17 protein-coding genes and 1 pseudogene are annotated in these 18,100 nt (G+C 70.3%); 5 read left to right on the top strand and 13 right to left on the bottom strand.

The genetic code is table 11. The annotated features are described in order from the left end of the window. Positions 1 to 9: 9 nt before the first annotated feature. The 3 genes from JN22_RS30930 to osmF all read right to left on the bottom strand — a co-directional run bounded on the left by JN22_RS30930 (position 10) and on the right by osmF (position 3,273). Entirely contained in the window at positions 10 to 972 is a 963-nt protein-coding gene (locus JN22_RS30930) for an ABC transporter ATP-binding protein (protein ID WP_085557750.1), read from the bottom strand. Next, entirely contained in the window at positions 969 to 2,144 is a 1,176-nt protein-coding gene (locus tag JN22_RS30935) for an ABC transporter permease (protein WP_223677993.1), read from the bottom strand. Before JN22_RS30935 ends, JN22_RS30930 begins: the two co-directional genes overlap by 4 nt. Positions 2,145 to 2,331: 187 nt before the next feature. Beyond that, on the bottom strand, positions 2,332 to 3,273 hold the full coding sequence (gene osmF, locus JN22_RS30940) for a glycine betaine ABC transporter substrate-binding protein OsmF (RefSeq protein ID WP_085557752.1): 942 nt from the start codon (positions 3,271 to 3,273) through the stop codon (positions 2,332 to 2,334). A gap of 189 nt (positions 3,274 to 3,462) precedes the next feature. On the opposite strand from osmF, the gene JN22_RS30945 reads away from it, so the two are divergent. From JN22_RS30945 to JN22_RS30965, 5 genes and pseudogenes are all read left to right on the top strand, one after another. Continuing rightward, entirely contained in the window at positions 3,463 to 4,224 is a 762-nt protein-coding gene (locus JN22_RS30945) for a nucleotidyltransferase family protein (RefSeq protein WP_085557753.1), read from the top strand. Then, positions 4,217 to 4,936 (top strand): metallophosphoesterase family protein, encoded by a 720-nt coding sequence (locus JN22_RS30950; RefSeq protein WP_085557754.1) that lies wholly within the window; start codon positions 4,217 to 4,219, stop codon positions 4,934 to 4,936. Before JN22_RS30945 ends, JN22_RS30950 begins: the two co-directional genes overlap by 8 nt. A gap of 400 nt (positions 4,937 to 5,336) precedes the next feature. Next, a pseudogene (locus JN22_RS30955) lies at positions 5,337 to 5,542 on the top strand (IS3 family transposase); the annotation flags it as partial. A 122-nt stretch (positions 5,543 to 5,664) separates the two neighbouring features. Further along, complete coding sequence (locus tag JN22_RS30960) at positions 5,665 to 6,486, top strand: aminotransferase class IV (protein WP_085557755.1); 822 nt, start codon at positions 5,665 to 5,667, stop codon at positions 6,484 to 6,486. A 64-nt stretch (positions 6,487 to 6,550) separates the two neighbouring features. After that, a complete protein-coding gene (locus tag JN22_RS30965) occupies positions 6,551 to 8,188 on the top strand; it encodes a GMC family oxidoreductase (RefSeq protein WP_085557756.1) in 1,638 nt (545 codons plus the stop codon). Positions 8,189 to 8,500: 312 nt separating this feature from the next. Here the strand turns inward: JN22_RS30965 and JN22_RS30970 are convergent, their stop codons facing one another. The 10 genes from JN22_RS30970 to JN22_RS31015 form a co-directional block, all read right to left on the bottom strand. After that, complete coding sequence (locus JN22_RS30970) at positions 8,501 to 9,520, bottom strand: IS110 family RNA-guided transposase (RefSeq protein ID WP_143268918.1); 1,020 nt, start codon at positions 9,518 to 9,520, stop codon at positions 8,501 to 8,503. A gap of 116 nt (positions 9,521 to 9,636) precedes the next feature. Further along, on the bottom strand, positions 9,637 to 11,007 hold the full coding sequence (gene pabB / locus JN22_RS30975) for an aminodeoxychorismate synthase component I (protein WP_085557757.1): 1,371 nt from the start codon (positions 11,005 to 11,007) through the stop codon (positions 9,637 to 9,639). A 170-nt stretch (positions 11,008 to 11,177) separates the two neighbouring features. Further along, entirely contained in the window at positions 11,178 to 11,942 is a 765-nt protein-coding gene (locus tag JN22_RS30980; protein ID WP_085557758.1) for a LamB/YcsF family protein, read from the bottom strand. A gap of 40 nt (positions 11,943 to 11,982) precedes the next feature. Further along, the gene (locus tag JN22_RS30985; RefSeq protein WP_085557759.1) at positions 11,983 to 13,008 is read right to left on the bottom strand and encodes a 5-oxoprolinase subunit C family protein; all 1,026 of its coding nucleotides are present in this window, start codon (positions 13,006 to 13,008) and stop codon (positions 11,983 to 11,985) included. Continuing rightward, positions 13,005 to 13,781, bottom strand: a complete 777-nt coding sequence (gene pxpB, locus JN22_RS30990) for a 5-oxoprolinase subunit PxpB (RefSeq protein WP_085557760.1) — start codon at positions 13,779 to 13,781, stop codon at positions 13,005 to 13,007. Before pxpB ends, JN22_RS30985 begins: the two co-directional genes overlap by 4 nt. Before the next feature lie 25 nt (positions 13,782 to 13,806). Next, positions 13,807 to 14,601 carry a putative hydro-lyase gene (locus tag JN22_RS30995; protein WP_211099719.1) on the bottom strand — a complete coding sequence of 265 codons (795 nt, stop codon included), beginning with the start codon at positions 14,599 to 14,601 and terminating at the stop codon, positions 13,807 to 13,809. 154 nt (positions 14,602 to 14,755) lie between these two features. Beyond that, positions 14,756 to 15,460, bottom strand: a complete 705-nt coding sequence (locus JN22_RS31000) for an ABC transporter ATP-binding protein (RefSeq protein WP_211099720.1) — start codon at positions 15,458 to 15,460, stop codon at positions 14,756 to 14,758. A 5-nt stretch (positions 15,461 to 15,465) separates the two neighbouring features. After that, on the bottom strand, positions 15,466 to 16,185 hold the full coding sequence (locus JN22_RS31005) for an ABC transporter ATP-binding protein (RefSeq protein WP_085557762.1): 720 nt from the start codon (positions 16,183 to 16,185) through the stop codon (positions 15,466 to 15,468). Further along, entirely contained in the window at positions 16,182 to 17,216 is a 1,035-nt protein-coding gene (locus JN22_RS31010; RefSeq protein WP_085557763.1) for a branched-chain amino acid ABC transporter permease, read from the bottom strand. Before JN22_RS31010 ends, JN22_RS31005 begins: the two co-directional genes overlap by 4 nt. Next, a complete protein-coding gene (locus JN22_RS31015) occupies positions 17,216 to 18,082 on the bottom strand; it encodes a branched-chain amino acid ABC transporter permease (RefSeq protein ID WP_085557764.1) in 867 nt (288 codons plus the stop codon). The genes JN22_RS31010 and JN22_RS31015 overlap by 1 nt, the downstream gene beginning before the upstream one ends. Between the last annotated feature and the right edge of the window lie 18 nt (positions 18,083 to 18,100).

Raw genomic sequence — 18,100 nt, forward strand, 5'->3', positions numbered from 1 at the left:
CGCCGGTCGTCACGGCGACACCGGGGGCGATACGGGGGGCGCCGAAGGATCGCGCACGAGGTCGGCGAGGTGCAGAACCCCGGCGGGGCGCCCCTCGCCATCGACCACCGGCAGGCGGTCGGCGCCGCGCGCCACCATTTCCGACAGGGCGCGGTGCAGCGGCGTGGCGCCGGACACCGGGACGCCGGGGACGGCGGGCTCCGGCCGGGCGCGCTGGGCGACGGTCTCCACCGCCAGCCGCTTCAGCCCCCACTCCTCGCGCCCGACCAGATCGCGCACCATCCCGCTCGCCGGGTCGGTCAGGATGGCGAGCGGCGGCGCGCACTGGACCAGCCGGCCATGGTCCATCACCGCGACGCGGTCGGCCAGCGCCAGCGCCTCGTCCATGTCGTGGGTGACGAACACGATGGTGGTCCCGGTCCCCCGGTGAATCGCCGCCATCTCGCCCTGCAAGGCGCCGCGCGTGATCGGGTCGAGCGCGCTGAAGGGCTCGTCCATCAGCAGGACGCGCGGCTCGGCGGCCAGCGCGCGGGCGACGCCGACCCGCTGCTGCTGCCCGCCGGAGAGCTGGTGCGGGTAGGCGGCGCGGAAGCGCCGGGGGTCGAGCTTCAGCAGTTCCAACAGCTCCGTCACCCGGTCGCGCACCCGCGCCTTCGGCCAGCCGAGCAGATCCGGCACCGTGGCGATGTTGCGCTCCACCGTCCAATGCGGGAACAGCCCGACCGACTGGATGACGTAGCCCATGCGCCGCCGCAGCGCCTCGGGCGGCAGCCCGGCGATGTCGGCGCCCTCGACGCGGATGGTCCCCGAATCCGGCGCGATCAGCCGGTTCATCATCCGCAGCAGCGTCGATTTCCCCGACCCGGACGGACCGACGAGGACGAGGAACTCACCCTCCTCCACCGTCAGCGAGACCGCGTCGACGGCGGTCCAGGACCCGAAGCGCTTGGTCACCCGCTCCAGCGCGATCATGCGGGGGCTCCCCTGGTCATGGCCCAGTCCCGGTTCCCGGCGGTCAGGGCGACGGCGAGCGTCAGCAGCGCGTCGGCGGCGACGGCGAGCAGGATGACCGGCACGGCCCCCAGCAGCACCAGATCGAGCGCGTTGGCGAACAGCCCCTGGAACATGATCGCCCCCAGCCCGCCGGCGCCGACCAGCGCCGCCACCGCCGCCAGCCCGACCGCCTGCACCAGCGTCACCCGAAGCCCGGTCAGGAACACCGGCAGGGCCAGCGGAAGCTCGACGCGCAGGAAGATCTGGCGCGGCGTCATTCCCATGCCTCGCGCCGCCTGCCGCACGTCGTCGGACACGCCCTCCAGCCCGACCGCCATGTTGCGGGTGATCGGCAGCAGCGAATAGACGGTCAGCGCGATCACCGCCGGCACCGGCCCGATCCCGCTGATCCCCAGCCCCGGCAGGAGCGTGGCGAGGGCGGCGAGCGGCGCCATCAGCAGCCCGAACAGGGCGATCGACGGGATGGTCTGCACGAGGTTCAGCACCGGAAACACCAACCGCCCGACGCGCGGCGAGCGCTGCGCCAGGATCCCCAGCGGCACGCCGATCAGCAGGGTCGGCAGCAGCGCCGCCAGCACCAGCGCACCGTGCCGCAGCACCGCGTCGGCGAAGACGTCGCTGCGGTTGGCGTATTCCTTGAGGATCGAGAGCTGGTCGAGCCGCCCGGCCGCCAGCTCCAGCGCCACCAGCCCGGCAACCGCCCCGCCGGCGGCGAAGCGCGCCCACGCCCCGCTCCAGGCGCCCAGGCGGAGCCGCCGCAGCGCGTCGGCCATGGCGAGCAGCCCCACCGCCGCCAGCACCCAGAACCCCGCCCCGAAGGAGGTCCGCGCGGCGGGGGAGGCCGTCGCCGCGAGCGTCGCGGCGTGGCTGCCGGCAAGCCACACCAGCCCGGCGGCGAACAGCCCGCCGGCCGCCGCCGAAGCCGACAGGAGCGGACGCGACGGCGGCAGGAAGGGAGCGGCGAGCAGCAACGCAGCGGGCGCCAAGACCGCCCAGCCGGAGGCGGACGCCGCGTCCAGCGCGTCCCACAGCGGCACGGGCTTCCCCGACAGCAGCCGGTTCGGCGCGAAGCCGAGAAAGGGAAGCGCGAGCGCGGCGGCGACGGCGACCAAGGCCAGCAGCAGCGCCACCCGGTTGCGGACATGTCCCTCTCCCGCCCCGGGAGAGGGAGGGGACCCATGCGTCAGCATGGGGAGGGTGAGGGGCTATCGGAACATGGATCGCGTCCCGCCACCGATAGCCCCTCACCCTTCCCGCTTCGCGGGCCCCTTCCCTCTCCCGGGACGGGAGAGGGACAGCATGCCCCACCCCACCCGCTCACTTCAAAAAGCCCTTCGCCTTCAGGTAGGCGGCGGCGACCTGCTTCTGGTCCTGGCCCTCCACCGCAATCTTCGCGTTCAGGCCGCGCAGCGTCTCGGCGTCCAGCGAGGCGAAGACCGGCTCCAGCGCCTCGCGAATCCCCGGGTTCTTCTCCAGCACGGCGGCCCGCACGGTCGGAGCCGGCTCATAGACCATCTGCGCGCCCTTGGTGTCGCGCATCACCACCAGATCGAGCGCCGCGATGGCCCCGTCGGTGCCGTAGACCATCGCGCTGTTGACGCCCGACGTCCCCTCCGCCGCCGCGCGGATGGTGGCGGCGGTGTCGCCGCCGGCCAGCACCAGGATCTGCTCCGGCTTCATCGCGAAGCCGTAGGTGCCCTGGAAGGACGGCAGCGCCGCCGGGCTTTCGACGAACTCGGCCGAGGCGGCGATCTTCGCCGCGCCGCCCGCCACCCATTTGGCGAAATCCTCCATGGTGGCGAGCTTGTTGGCGGTCGCCACGTCGCGCCGCACGGCGATGGCCCAGGTGTTGTTGGCCGGCGCCGGCTTCAGCCAGACGATTCCGTTCTTCTCCTGGTCGAGCTGCCTCACCTTCTCGTAGCCGGCGCCGGCGTTCTTCCACACCGGATCGCCATCGATGTTGAAGAAGAAGGCGCCGTTTCCGGTGTATTCCGGGTAGAGGTCGATCTCCCCGGCGAGCAGGGCGCCGCGCACGATCTTGGTCGGGCCGAGCTGGACCTTGTTGACGGTCGCCACCCCGTTGGCCTCCAGCACCTGGAGGATCATGGTGCCGAGCAGCCCGCTCTCCGCGTCGAGCTTGGAGCCGACGCGCACCGGGTCGGCGGCCCGCGCCGGTCCCGTCGTGACTCCCATCCCCAGCATCAGGCCCAGCGTCAGCACAGCGACGGCCCGTCGCGTCACCCATCCGTTCACGATCATCCCCTCCCCCGCACGCCGGCTTCCGGCCGGCCGGCCCGGACCGAATCCGGGAACAAAGGATGATCAGATTTGCCGCGCGCGGCAACCCACCCTTTCCGTCTCTCCGTTCCGGGATAGTACCACCGTCTTGCGGGGAGGCTTTTTGCCGTTTCGCCTGTTGTGCAAGGGGACGAAACAAGGGAGACCGCCATGACCGACCCCCGCGTGGGAAGCGCCACCGTCAGCCCGGAGGCCGAGGCCTTCTACACAGAGAGCATGCGGCTTCTGGTCGAGTCGGGCATCCCCTTCCTGCTCGGCGGCACCTACGCGGTCAGCGCCTACACCGGCATCACCCGGCCGACCAAGGACATCGACGTCTTCTGCCGGGGCGGCGACTTCCCGCGCATCCTCGGCCATTTCCAGGACCACGGATTCGCCACCGAGATCGAGGACGAGCGCTGGATCGGCAAGGTCAAGCACGGCGACCTGTTCTTCGACGTGATCTTCAACTCCGCCGCCGCGATCAACCCGGTCACCGACCGCTGGTTCAAGGAGGAGCACCGCGCGCTGATCTGCGGCGCCGACGTGCAGCTGGTGGCGCCGACCGAGATGATCTTCTCCAAGTCCTTCGTGCAGATGCGCCACAAGTACGACGGCCCCGACGTCGTCCACCTGATCCTGAAGCAGCACGACCAGATCGACTGGAAACGCCTGCTCGCCCACATGGAACAGCATTGGGAGGTCCTGTTGATCCACGCCCTGAACTTCCGCTTCATCTACCCGACGGAGCGCGACCGCATTCCCGACTGGCTGATCGACGAGTTGGTCGACCGCATGAGGGAGCGTGCCAAGCTGCCGGTGGCGCAGACCCGCATCTGCCGGGGCCGCCTGTTCTCGCGCGAGGATTACCGGATCGACGTGACCGAATGGGGGTTTGCCGACGTCGTCGGGGAGGAGCCGGGCCATGCATAAGGAAAGGCTGACCGTCGCCGCCATCGGCGACATCCATGTCGGCGAGACCACCGCCCACCCCTACCGCGAGCTGTTCCACGAGATCGCCGGGCGGGCCGACGTGCTGGCGCTTGCCGGCGACCTGACCAACCACGGCAAGCCGCGCGAGGCCGAGATCCTGGCCGAGGATCTGCGCGCCATCGGCATCCCGGTGGTCGCCGTGCTGGGCAACCACGACCACGAGTGCGGCCAGTCGGAGGAGAGCCAGCGCATCCTGGAGCAGGCCGGCGTCCGCTTCCTCGACGGGGCGCCGCAGGAGATCCACGGCGTCGGCTTCGCCGGGGTGAAGGGCTTCGGCGGCGGCTTCGGCAACCGCATGCTCGACAGCTTCGGCGAGCCGGCGATCAAGCAGTTCGTCCATGAATCGGTGAACGAGGCGATGCGGCTGGAAAGCGCGCTGCGCCAGTTGGAGACCGAGCGCATCGTCGTCGTGCTGCACTACGCCCCGATCGCCGCGACGGTGGAGGGCGAGCCGAGCGAGATCTTCCCCTTCCTCGGCTCCTCGCGGCTGGCCGAGACGATCGATCGCTTCGAGACGGTCCGCGCGGTGGTGCACGGCCATGCCCATCACGGCACCTACAGCGGCCACACGCTGCGCGGCACGCCGGTCTACAACGTGGCGCAGACCATCCCGAAGGACACCGGCCGCCCCTACGCCCTGATCGAGGTGTGAGGCGAAGGTTCTTCCTGCGAAAGCGCTCGGCACTGAGCAGGAGACCTTTTCAGCATGCGCCGACCCGGTTTGCCGGCCACCGGCCCCGAACCTCCGGCCGGCCGCCGGCACGGACGCGCACAATCGTTGGGTGCCTGGTTTTCTCGTGCGCATCCGCAGTTTGCGGTATCCTGTTCTCATGGAACGGAAACTCCTTTGCCGGAGGAGTTTCCCGATACCTCTTCACTACTTTGGCAATTCTACTCGCGCCTGTGCGGGATCAGCCAAGACCGACAGCACGAACATCGAACGGGTGCGGTGGCTTGGATTTGCGCGAGAATGGCCTGACGGACTGCGGGGAGGGTCGGCTGCGGAGGCGGCCCGCATCGCTCGTTTTTTCCCCGCCGGGCAGTCCGGCGAGGCGCAGACGATCAACGGTCTCTGCAAGACCGAGGTGATCCGGCGCCGCGGACCATGGCGCACCCCGGAAGCCGTCGAGTTCGCCACCTTGTAATGGGTGGACTGGTTCAACCAGCGGCACCTGCTCGAACCCATCGGAAACATCCCGCCGCCGAGGCCGAGGCACGCTGCTATGCCCAAGCCGAGGATGGCGCCATGGCGGCGTGACTCAACCAAATCAGCCTCCGGGAAAACCGGCGCGGTTCACCCACCGAATTTCCACCACCTTGACGGACGCTATCGTAAGGCACTGTATGATTCCCTGCGAAACGACCGGAAGAGGACCGCCCATGACGTCGGCAATCCTGTGGCTGAACGGCGCGCTGCTGGAGGAATCCGCGGCGCGCGTCGATCCGGCCGACCGCGGCTTCACGCTCGGCGACGGGCTGTTCGAGACGCTGCGGGTGTCCGACGACACCCCCCGCCACCTCGGCCGTCATCTCGCCCGGCTGCGCGCGGGGGCGGCGCTGCTCGACCTGCCGCTGCCCTGGAGCGACGCCGAACTCGCGGCGGCGATGGAACGGCTGCTGGCCGCCACGACCGGTCCGCGCGAGGGCTCGCTGCGGCTGACGGTGACGCGCGGGGTCGCCGCGCGCGGCGTGCTGCCGCCGGCGGCCCCCAGCCCAAGCCTTCTGATCACCCGGGGCGGCCTGCCGCCCGACGGGCCGGTGCGGGCGGTCGTCGCCACCGTCACCCGCCGCAACGAGCACTCCCCGTTGTCGCGCCTGAAGACCTTGAACTATCTCGACGCCATCCTGGCCCGGCAGGAGGCGGCGCGGCGCGGCGCCGACGACGCGCTGCTGCTCAACACGGCCGGCCGGCTGGCAGAGGCGAGCGCGGCCAACCTGTTCCTGCGCCGTGGCGACCGCCTATTGACCCCGCCGGTGGCGGAGGGCGCCTTGCCCGGCATCGCCCGTGCCCTGGTCCTGGAGGACCACGCCGCCGGATTGCCGGTGGAGGAGCATCCTCTGACCCTGGCCGATCTGGCCGGGGCCGACGAGGCGTTCCTGACCAACAGCCTCGGCCTGCGTCCCCTGGTGGCGGTCGACGGCGTTGCGGTCGGCGACGGACGGCCCGGCCCCATCTTCCGGTCGCTTGCGATAAATCATTGAATTGCTGGCCTGTCCGGCAATTTAATGCTCCCACAAAAACGAACCGGTGGGAGACGTTCAGGCGATGGCGGACAGGCTCGATTTCGGAAGCTTCGACTACGTGATCGCCGGGGGCGGCACGGCGGGCTGTGTGCTGGCCAACCGGCTGTCGGCCGATCCCGACGTCACCGTCCTGCTGCTGGAGGCCGGCGGCAAGGACAACTGGGTCTGGCTGCACATCCCCGCCGGCTATCTGTTCTGCATCGGCAACCCTCGCACCGACTGGTGCTTCAAGACCGAATCGGAGCCGGGCCTGAACGGCCGCAGCATCCATTACGCGCGCGGCAAGGTGCTGGGCGGCTGTTCCTCGATCAATGGCATGATCGCCATGCGCGGCCAGGCGCGCGATTACGACGAGTGGGCCGCGATGACCGGCGATCCGCGCTGGAGCTGGGACCGCGTGCTGCCGGTCTTCAAGGCCAGCGAGGATTACTGGCGCGGCGCTGACGACCTGCACGGCGCCGGCGGCGAATGGCGGGTCGAGCGGCAGCGGCTGCGCTGGGACCTGCTCGACCACTTCGCCGAGGCCGCCCAGCAGGCCGGCATCCCGGCGACCGACGACTTCAACCGCGGCAACAACGCCGGGGTCGGCGCCTTCGAGGTGAACCAGAGGAACGGCATCCGCTGGAGCGCCGCCAAGGCCTTCCTGCGCCCGGCGCTCGACCGGCCGAATCTGAAGCTCGCCATCGAGGCGTCGATCGACCGGCTGGAGGTCGCCGATGGCCGCGTCACCGGCGTGCTGTTCTCGGTGAAGGGCCAGCCGGCCCGCGCCTCGGCGCGGATCGAGACGGTGCTGGCCTCCGGCGCCATCGGTTCGCCGGCCATCCTCCAGCGCTCCGGCATCGGCCCGGCCGCGCATCTGCGCAGCCTGGGCATCCCGGTGGTGCTCGACGCGCCCGGCGTCGGCGGCAATTTGCAGGACCATCTGCAACTGCGCATGATCTACAAGGTCGATGGGGTGGTGACGCTGAACAAGCGGGCCGGCAGCCTGTTCGGCAAGGCGATGATGGGGCTGGAATACGCACTGTTCCGCCGCGGGCCGCTGGCCATGGCGCCGAGCCAGCTCGGCGTCTTCGCCCATTCCGGGCCGGAGGCGGCGACCCCCGATCTGGAATACCATGTGCAACCGCTGTCGCTGGAGAAGTTCGGCGATCCACTGCACGCCTTCCCGGCCTTCACCGCCAGCGTCTGCGACCTGCGCCCGGCCTCGCGCGGCTCGGTGCGCGTCGTTTCGGCCGACCCGGCGGTGGCGCCGGCCATAGCGCCCCGCTACCTGAGCGACCCGGCCGACCGGGCGCGGGCGGCCAAGGCGCTGCGGCTGACCCGCCGCATCGTGTCCCAGCCGGCGCTCGCCCCCTTCCACCCGCAGGAGTATCTGCCCGGCCCCTCCTTCCAGAGCGAGGAGGAGCTGGCGCGGGCGGCCGGCGACATCGGCACGACGATCTTCCACCCGGTCGGCACCTGCCGCATGGGCCGTGCCGACGACCCCGAGGCGGTGCTCGATCCGGAACTGCGGCTGAAGGGGCTGGGGGGCCTGCGGGTGATCGACGCCTCGATCATGCCGACGCTGACCTCGGGCAACACCAACACGCCCACCGTGATGATCGCCGAGCGCGGCGCCGCCCTGATGAAGGACGCCCGCAAGGCCGCGCTGCGGGTGTGAGGGTGGCCCTGGGATGGGGGAGGACGATCGATTGTCGATGTCCCCATGTGTGGACGGCCCCTCCGGTGCAAGAGTGAAATCCGCAGTGACAGCCGATAGGATGCATCCATGTGTCCGGCCTGTTGTCGCAGCGGGTGGCTGCTGGCCTTGATGAATTCCGCGGATCGACGCCCAAATCATCTCAACGCGCTCAATGGCGCTTGGTCCCCGTGGGTTTGATCGATCCCCGGCCCAGCCGGTTCGTCATCACGTCTCATCACCCTGGCACATCCACCCGCCGAGCAATCTCTCGCTTCGCCGGGTGAACAGCGACTACGCGGCGGACGGCGCCTCGTAGGTTTTTCCTCGTGTCATCACCGCCCAGGCGATGCGAGCGGTTTTGTTGGCCAAGGCCACGGTGGCCAGCTTCGCCGGCTTGCGCTCCGACAGCTTCGTCGCCCAGCTTCGGCTGGCGTTGTCTTTGCGGGCCAGACGCATGACCGCTGTGGCGCCGACGACGAGCAGGCGCCGGAGGTAACCGTCGCCCTGCTTGCTGATGCCAACCTGCCGCTCCTTGCCGCCGCTGCTGTGCGCCTTCGGCGTCAGACCAAGCCACGCGGCGAACTGACGGCCGGATCGGAACAGGGTTCCGTCCGGCACGGCAGCCGCAATCGCACTGGCGGTGATCGGGCCGATGCCGGGAATGGTCGCCAAGCGTCGGCTGACATCGCTGGCCCGATGCCAAGCCAGGATGCGCGCTTCCAACCGTTCGATCTCGGTGCCGAGATGGCGAAGTTGCTCGACGATCCCGTGCAGCGCCAGCTGCGCCAGTTCCGGCAACTGATCCTGTGCCTCATGCAGGGCTTCGATGATCGTTTTCACGCCGCCAAGCCCTTTCGCCGCGATGATACCGAATTCGGCAAGGTGCCCCCGCAACCCGTTGACCAGCATTGTCCGTTGTCGAACCAGCAAATCGCGGGTCTTGTGCAGCATCAAAGCCGCCTGCTGGTCGGTCGTCTTGATGGCGACGAACCGCATCGTCGGTCGCGTCACCGCTTCGCAGATTGCCTCGGCATCCGCCGCATCGGTCTTGCCGCGCTTCACATAAGGTTTGACGTAGGCGGGCGGCATCAACTTCACCGTATGCCCCAAGGCCGCAATCTCCCGGGCCCAATAGTGCGCCGTGCCGCAAGCCTCGATTCCGACCAAGCACGACGGAACGCCCTGGAAGAACTTCAGCACCTCGCCACGACGCAGTTGCCGGCGAACCAGAACCTTTCCCTCGGCGGTGATACCATGAACCTGGAAGACAGTCTTCGCCAGATCCAGACCGATCGTCACAAGCGTGGTCACCAGCCCCTCCTGTAAGGTGGTTTCTTCAACAACCTCAGCTTGACACCGTTTCCCGGTGATAAGGGCCGTCCACCACATCATCTCAGAGTGCAGGTTATGGGTGCTCTCGTATCACTTTATGGTTCCATCCAGAAAAACTCCTCCAAGCTGCGCAACAGAGGGCGCAGCTTCACCATCATCTCGCCGTGCTCGGCCAGTGGATCCGAATCGGCGACGATGCCGCCACCGGCCTGGGCGATCACCTGATCCGGCGTCACCGACAGGGTGCGGATGACGATGCTGCTGTCCATCGCGCCATCGAAACCGATCCAGGCGATCGCCCCGCAATAGGCTCCGCGCCGGGCGACCTCCAGCTCGTCGATGATCTCCATGGCGCGGATCTTCGGCGCCCCGGTGATCGAGCCGCCGGGGAAGGTCGCTCGCAGCAGGTCGACCGGCCCCAACCCGGTACGCAGCGCCGCCGTCACGACCGAGACAAGGTGGTGGACCGAGGCGAAGCTCTCCAGCCCGTAGAGCACAGGCACCCGCACGCTGCCGACCCGAGCCACCCGGCCCAGGTCGTTGCGCAGCAGGTCGGTGATCATCAGATTCTCCGCCCGGTCCTTGACGCTGGCACACAGGGCCGCCGCCTCCGCCGCATCGGCGGCCGGGTCGGCACGACGCGGACGGGTGCCCTTGATCGGACGGGTCTCGATCCGGCCGTCGGGCTCCAGCCGCAGGAAGCGCTCCGGCGAGGCGCTGGCCAGGGCGAGGCGGGGACCAAGGTTGAGGAAGGCGGCGAAAGGCGCCGGGCTGAGACCGCGCAGCCGCTCGAACAGGGCGTAAGGATCGAAGCCGGCCGGACGGTCGGCCAGGAAGCGCTGGGTGAAGTTCGCCTGATAGATGTCGCCGGCCCGGATGTAGGCCAGCACTCGCTCGATCTTCGCGCGGTATTCGTCACGGGTCAGTTCGCCGCGCCAGGACGCCGGGACGATCCGTCCGGGCGGCGGGACAGGGTCGGCGAAGCGGGCGGCCATGGCGCGGGCGCGGGGCTCGGCCTGCGGCGTCGCGGCGATCACCCAGGCCCGCTGCTCGGCGTGGTCGAAGGCGGCGACCACGTCGTAGAGGCCGAAGGCAAGATCCGGCTGGCCTCCCGGGTTGCCGTGACGGGCCGGCAGCCGCTCCAGGAAGCGCCCCGCTTCGTAGCCGAGAAAGCCCACCGCCCCGCCGGTGAAGGGCACCGGACCGGCATCCGGCCGCGCCATCGATGGTGCCTGCGCCAACAGGGCGGTCAGCGCGTCGAAGGGGCAGCCGGCGGCCGGCGCGCCGTCCAGGAGCAGACGGCCGTCCACGGCTTCAACCGTGCGGACCGGGTCGGCGACGAGGTAGCTGAAACGCCCATGCTCCGGATGCCGGGCGGCGCTGTCGAGCAGCATCGCCCAAGGCGCGCCGCTCCAGCGGCGGAAGGCCTGCGCCGGGCAGGCATACTCGACGGGAATCAGGATCATGGCGCGTCCGTCCGTGGCAGCGGCGCCGTCTCTACCCGATGACAGGCCGCACCGCCAGTGCCGTCGACTCCCCGCGCCTGCCGGGCATGCCCGACACGCCCATCCGGCTTCTCATCCAGGAGGCGGCGCGTGGCGGCCGGGAAGGTCCGCCGTACCATCGCCGACGGCCGTCACGGTGCCGGCGGGCGGACGGCGACGCCGGCCGCTTCCAGCGCGCGGCGAACGGCACCGGCCATGGCGACGGCGGATGGCGTGTCGCCGTGGACGCAGATGGTGTCGGCGGCGATCGGCAGCCGGGTGCCGTGCCGGCTGGTCACCGCCCCATCCAGCACCATGCGCACCACCCGCTCCGCCGCCAGATCTGGGTCGTGGATGACCGATCCGGAGACCGAGCGCGGTGTCAGCGTGCCGTCGTCCTCATAGGTGCGGTCGGCGAAGGCCTCGCGCAGCACGCGCAGCCCCAACGCCTCGCCGGCCCTGTCCATTTCGCTGAGCGGCGGGACGACGAACAGCAGGGACGGATCCACCGCCTTGACCGCGCGGGCGATGGCCGCCGCCAGATCCGCCTCGACCGCCGCCATGTTGTAGAGCGCGCCGTGCGGCTTCACATGGGTGACGCGGTGCCCGGCGAGCGCCGCGCAGCCCTGGAGCGCGCCGATCTGGTAGGCGACCATCCGCTCGATCGCCGCCGGGCCGTCGCCCCGGATGGTGCGGCGGCCGAAGCCGGCGCGGTCGTCGAAGCCGGGATGCGCACCGATGCGCACCCCCTTTTCCCGCGCCAGCCCGGCGGTTTCCGCCATGATCGACGGGTCGCCGGCATGGAAGCCGCAGGCGATGTTGGCCGAGGTGACGATGTCGAGCATCGCCCGGTCGTCGCCCATCGCCCAGGCGCCGAACCCCTCCCCCATGTCGCAGTTCAGATCGATGGCCGTCATGCGATGGTCCTTTCCTCGTTGCGTTCCAGTCCTCGTCCGCTCACTCCCAGCCCGTCACCATGCCGCCAATCAGGTTGAAACCCAACATGCGCGCGCTGTCGGTCAGGGCGAAACCGCCGGCCGGGCGCAGCAGGGAGGGCAGGCTGGCCAGAAGGGCACGGTGGCGGGCGTGCAGCGTCCGGGCGTCGGCCGGGGCGATCCTCCGGAACCAAACGGACTCACCCGGCCGCTTCTGGGCCAGGGCCGCCACGTCCGGGCCGATCACGCAGGCGATCTTCGGATAGCCGCCGGTGGTCTGGCGATCGGCCAGCAGCACGATGGGCCGGCCGGTGCCCGGCACCTGCACCGCCCCCAGCGGAATTCCGTCCGAGGTGATGTTGAATCCGCGCGCGTGCTCGATGGCCGGCCCGTTCAACCGGTAGCCCATGCGGTCGGCCTCGTGGCTGACGGTGAAGCTCTCCTCCAGGAAGGCGGCGATGCCCGCCGGCGTAAAGGCGTCGTCCTGCGGGCCGAGCACGACGCGCAGCTCATCCCCCCGCGCCGGCAGCAGTGACGGGTCCAGCGTCAGCTCCCCCCGGTCGGTTGCGGTATCGAGGCATAGCGGCAGCCGGTCGCCGGCCCTCAGCGCCCCGCCGGTCAGCCCGCCGAGTGCGGTGCGGGCGTGGGTGGCGACGCTGCCCAGCACGGGGGCCAGGGCGAAGCCGCCCTCGACCGCCCAATAGCCGCGCACGCCCTCGCGCAGTGCCCCGATCCGCAGGGTCTGGCCATCGCGCAGCCGCAGGCTGGTCCAGGCCGGAACCGGCTCGTCGTCGACCGTGAGGGCGGCGGCGCCGGCAACGGCGAGGCGGACCGGGCCGCCCTCGACCGTCAGGCTGTCGCCGGCCAGGGTGAACTCGACGGCGCCCTCGCCGGCCGGGTTGCCGACCAGCGCGTTGGCGGCGGCGTGCAGCAGCGGGTCGGCCGCCCCCGCCACCGACACACCGTAGCGCTGGTAGCCGATCCGTCCGCGGTCCTGCACGGTCGAGCTTGGACCGGCGGCGGCGACGCGCAAATGGCTGCCGGTCATGCCGCCGCTCCTCGGTCGGTGGGGGCATCGTCCGTGACCGTCTCGCGGTCAGGCAGCAGACCGTCGCGGGCGGCCAGCCGGTCATACTCGGCGGCCGGCACGGCGGCGAAGCGGACGCGGTCGCCGGGCGCCAGCAGGAAAGGCTGGTCGCGGCGCAGGTCGAAGATCCTCACGGGCGTGCGTCCCAGCAGATGCCAGCCGCTCGGCATGGCGGTGGGGGAGATGGCCGCCTGGGCGCCGCCCTGGATGACGCTGCCGGCCGGCGTCATCATGCGGGGATTCTCGCGGCGGGGCTGGTGCAGGCTCTCCGGCAACCCGCCGAGATAGGCGAAGCCGGGGGAGAAGCCCAGCATGTAGACCCGGTAGTCGGCGGCGCAGTGCAGGGCGACCACCTCGGCCGTGGTCAAGCCGGCACGGCGGGCGACCTCGTCGAGATCCTCGCCATGGACGCCGCCGAAGCAGACCGGGACGATCCAGCGCCGCTGCGGTCCGGTCGCCGCCTCCGACAATCCCCCGGCCAGCCCCAGCAGGGCGCGGCCGAGGCTGTCGGGATCCGTCGCCGCCGGGTCGAACACGACCAGCACCGAGCGGTAGGTCGGCACCGTCTCGACCACGCCGGGCAGGCCGGCGTCGGCGATGCGGCGGTCGAGCCGGTGGACGGCGGCGTTGAGGGCGGGGGCGATGCCCTCGCCCAGCTCGACCACCAGCGCGCCGTCGCCCGCCGGCAGCAGGCGGGGGGAGAGGACTGGCAATGACGGAGGGTGTTCGCTCATGGCTCCTCCTGCGGTCCGGACGGGCTCACAGCACCGAGAGCTGGGTGTTCAGCAGGTCGGTGATCAGCATGGCGCCGGGGCTGTGGGTGATGGCGATGGGCGGGCGGGCGTTGCGGATCGCGACCTGTGGCGTCACCCCGCAGGCCCAGAAGACCGGGACCTCGCCGGGCTCGATCGGCACCGCCTGCCCGTGCTCGGGGGCGGCGATGTCGCGGATGCCGATGGCGGCCGGGTCGCCGAAATGGACCGGGGCGCCGTGGACCGACGGGAAGCGCGAGGTGATCTGGATGGCGCGGATCGCGTCGCGCGGAACCATCGGCCGCATCGACACCACCATGCCGCCGGAGAAGCGGCCGGCCGGGACGCAAGCGATGTTCGTCTCGTACATCGGCACGTTGCGGTCGAGCGCGATGTGGCGCACCGGCACGCCGTCGGCCAGCAGCGCCTCCTCGAAGGAGAAGGAGCAGCCGATCAGGAAGCTGACGAAATCGCCGCGCCACAGGGCGGTGATGTCGGTGGGTTCCTCCGTCAGCACGCCGTCGCGGTAGACGCGGTAGCGCGGCACGTCGGTGCGGATGTCGATGTCCCGGCCGAGAGTCGGCAGCGCCGGGTCGCCGGGCTCCGACACCGCCAGCACCGGGCAGGCCTTCGGGTTCGCCTGGCAGAAGCGCAGGAAGTCGCCCGCCCAGTCGGCCGGCAGGATGGCGAGGTTGGCTTGGACATGGCCGGGCGCGAGCCCGGCGGTCGGGCCGGCGTGGGCGCCGGAGCGGATGCGCTGGCGCTCGTCGGCGGCGGAGAGGGGGGTGATGTTGGTCATCATGCGTGTCCGGGGATTGGGGTGATAGCCCCCTCTCCCCCCCGGGGAGAGGGTTGGGGTGAGGGGGTTGCGCTTGCCGGACGGTTTCGGCTGCGCCGCCCCCCTCATCCCGGCCTTCTCCCCAGGGGGGAGAAGGGGAAGAAGAAACGACTTGGAGTTACATGCCGAGATACGCCTGCCGGATCTCGTCGTTGCCGAGCAGGTCGTGGCCGGTGCCCTCCATCACCACGCGGCCGGTCTGGATGACGTAGCCGCGGTCGGCGATCTCCAGCGCGCGGTGGATGTTCTGCTCGACCAGCAGGATGGTGATGCCGCGCGCGCGGATCGTCTGGATGGTCTCGAAGATGCGGGTCACCAGCTTGGGCGCCACACCCCAGGAGGGCTCGTCGAGCATCAGCAGGTCGGGCTGGCTCATCAGGCCCCGGCACATGGCGAGCATCTGCTGCTCGCCGCCCGACAGCGTGCCGGCCTGCTGGCGCCGCCGCTCGCCCAGCACCGTGAAGGTGTCGTAGGCGAATTGCAGCGTCTCCTGCCGCTTGTGGGCGTCGGTCGTGGTGAAGCCGCCCAGCATCAGGTTCTGCTCCACCGTCAGGCGCGGGAACAGGCGGCGCCCCTCCGGCACCAGCACGAGTCCCTGGCGGACCCGGTCGTGCGCCGGGACGCTCGCCAGATTCCGACCCTTCAGCGTGATGGAGCCGCCGTCGAGCGCGTTCAGCCCGGCGATGGCGCGCAGCGTGGTCGATTTGCCGTTGCCGTTGCCGCCGACGATGGCGACGACCTCGCCCTTGTTCAGCGTCAGGCTGACGTCGCGGATGGCGGGGACGCGGCGGTAGCTGGACTGGATGTTGCGGACCTCGAGCATCGCGCTCACTCCCCCAGATAGGCGGCGATCACGGCCGGGTTTTCGGCGATCTCCGCCGGGGTGCCGTCGGCGATCTTGGCGCCGTAGTCCAGCACCAGCATGCGGTGGGCGATCGGCATGATGCCCTCCATCACATGCTCGACGATGATGCTGGCGATGCCGCGCCGGTGGATGCGGTGGACGAGCTGCGAGGCCTCGCGCACCTCGGTCGGGTTCAGACCCGCCATCACCTCGTCGAGCAGGATCAGCTTCGGCTCGGTGGCGAGCGCGCGGGCGACCTCCAGCCGCTTCTGCTCCGAAACGGTGAGATCCGACGCCGGGCTGTCCGCCCGGTGGGTCAGGCCGACGAAGGCCAGCTCGGCTTCCGCCTTGCGCCGCGCCTCGGGCACCCGCTTGCTGCGCAGCATGGCGCCGACCATCACGTTCTCCAGCGCCGTCATCGATTGGAAGACGCGGACGATCTGGAAGGTGCGGGCGATGCCGAGCGCGGCGGCGGCCTCCGGCGTGGTGCCGGTGATGTCGCGGCCCTCGAAGGCGATGCGGCCGGTGGTGGGGGTGTGGAAGCCGGCGAGGCAGTTGAACAGCGTCGTCTTGCCCGCCCCGTTGGGGCCGATCAGCCCGACGATCTCGGCGGCGTGGATGACGAAGCTGATGTCGCGGTTGGCGACGAGCCCGTCGAAGGATTTGCCGAGCCCGTCGACGGCCAGCAGATGGGGAGCATTCATGGCCGGATCTCCGCGCTCTTCGACGCCTTTTTCGGCTTGGCGCCGCCCCCGGGAAGGTAGCGGCCCAGATGGCGGCGCAGATCGGACAGCAGGCCGAGCACGCCCGACGGGCTGAAGACGGCGACCAGGACGATCATCGCGGCGTAGATGATCATGTCGGTGCCGGATCCGGTGCTGCCGAACAGGGTGCGGCTGTACTCCTCGATGGTGATGAGGATCGCCGCGCCGAGCACGGGGCCGAGCAGCGTCCCCACCCCGCCGAGGATGGCGACCAGCGCGATCTTGATCGAGATCGAGGTCGCCAGGACGGAGCCCGGATCGATGAACATCTCCTTCTGGGCGTAGAAGCTGCCGCCCATCGCCGTCAGGAAGGCCGAGACGCTGAGCGCGATCAGCTTGTAGCGGGTCAGGCTGACGCCCAGCGCGCGGGCCGCCTCCGGCTCGTCCTTGATGGCGCGGAAATAATAGCCGATGTGGCTGCGCTCGATGGCCCAGGCGACCAGCACCGTCACCACCAGCAGCCCGAGGATGATGTAGTAGTAGGGCAGCTTGGACAGGAAGACCATGGCGCCGAGCCCGCTGCGGTCCATCGGCAGGGAGAGGCCGACGGCGCCCTCCAGGAACTCGCTGTTGGTGACGAGGATCTGGACGATCTCGGCCACCGCGATGGTCGCCATCGCGAAATAATGGCCCTTCAGGCGGAAGCAGGGCCAGCCCATGGCCAGCGCGAACAGCACCGCCACGGCGCCGCCCGCCAGCCAGCCGAGCCAGGGCGTCAGCCCGAGCCCGATCGCCAGCATGGTCGAGGTGTAGGCGCCGATGCCGAAGAACACCGCGTGCCCGAGCGAGACCTGCCCCGCGTAGCCGCCGACGATGTTCCAGGCGACGCCCATCTGGGCGGCCATCAGGATGAGGACCAGGAAGTTCAGCCGCGCCGGGTCGCTGATCAGCAGCGGCAGCAGGGCGGCGCCGGCGAGGAGGGCGACCGCCCCCGCCGCCTTGCGCCAATCAGTGACGTGTCCGTTCGTCATCACGCTTTCCCCAACAGGCCCTTCGGGCGCACCAGCAGCACGACCAGCAGCAGCGACAGCACCAGCGCGGTCTTGTATTCCGGACCGATCAGGAAGCCGCCCATCACCTCGATCAGGCCGACGATGATGCCGGCCAGGAAGGCGCCGGTGACGCTGCCGAAGCCGCCGAGCACGACGACGACGAAGGCGATCAGGATGAAGTTGGCCCCGACCTCCGGAAAGATCGGGAAGAAGGTGGCGATCAGCCCGCCGGCGATGCCGGCGCAGGCCGCGCCGATGCCCCAGGCCAGCGCGAACATCTTCTGCCCGTCGATGCCCATCAGGGTGGCGGCCTCGCGGTCGATGGCGGTCGCCTCCAGCGCGGTGCCGAGCCGGGTGCGGTGCAGGAAGAACCACAGCGCCCCGGTGACGCCGACCGCGCCGAGCGCCGCCACGACCTGCGGCAGGCCGAACTGGACCGGGCCGAGGACCACGTTGCCGCTGACCAGCGTGTGCGGAATCAGCCGATGATCGGGCTTCCAGAAGAATTGCGCCAGCCCGCGCAGCAGGATCATCAGCCCGAAGGTGGCGAAGATTTGCGACAGCATCGGCGCCTTCAGGATGCGGCGGATCACCGTCTGGTAGACGATGACGCCGACCGCGAAGAGCAGCAGCGCGGTGAAGGGCAGCGCCACGATGGGGTCGATGGCGAACAGCGCGAAGGCCCAGAAGCTGGCGTACATGCCGAGCATCAGGAATTCGCCATGGGCGAAGTTGACGATGTCCATCACGCCGAAGATCAGCGTCAGGCCGACGGCGACCAGGGCGTAGATCAGCCCGATCAGCAGGCCCGAGACGAGCACTTGGAGAAGTATGTCGGCGGTCATTGCCGCGCCCCCATAAGA

The organism is Azospirillum agricola, assembly GCF_020005195.1.
Lineage (GTDB): Bacteria > Pseudomonadota > Alphaproteobacteria > Azospirillales > Azospirillaceae > Azospirillum > Azospirillum agricola.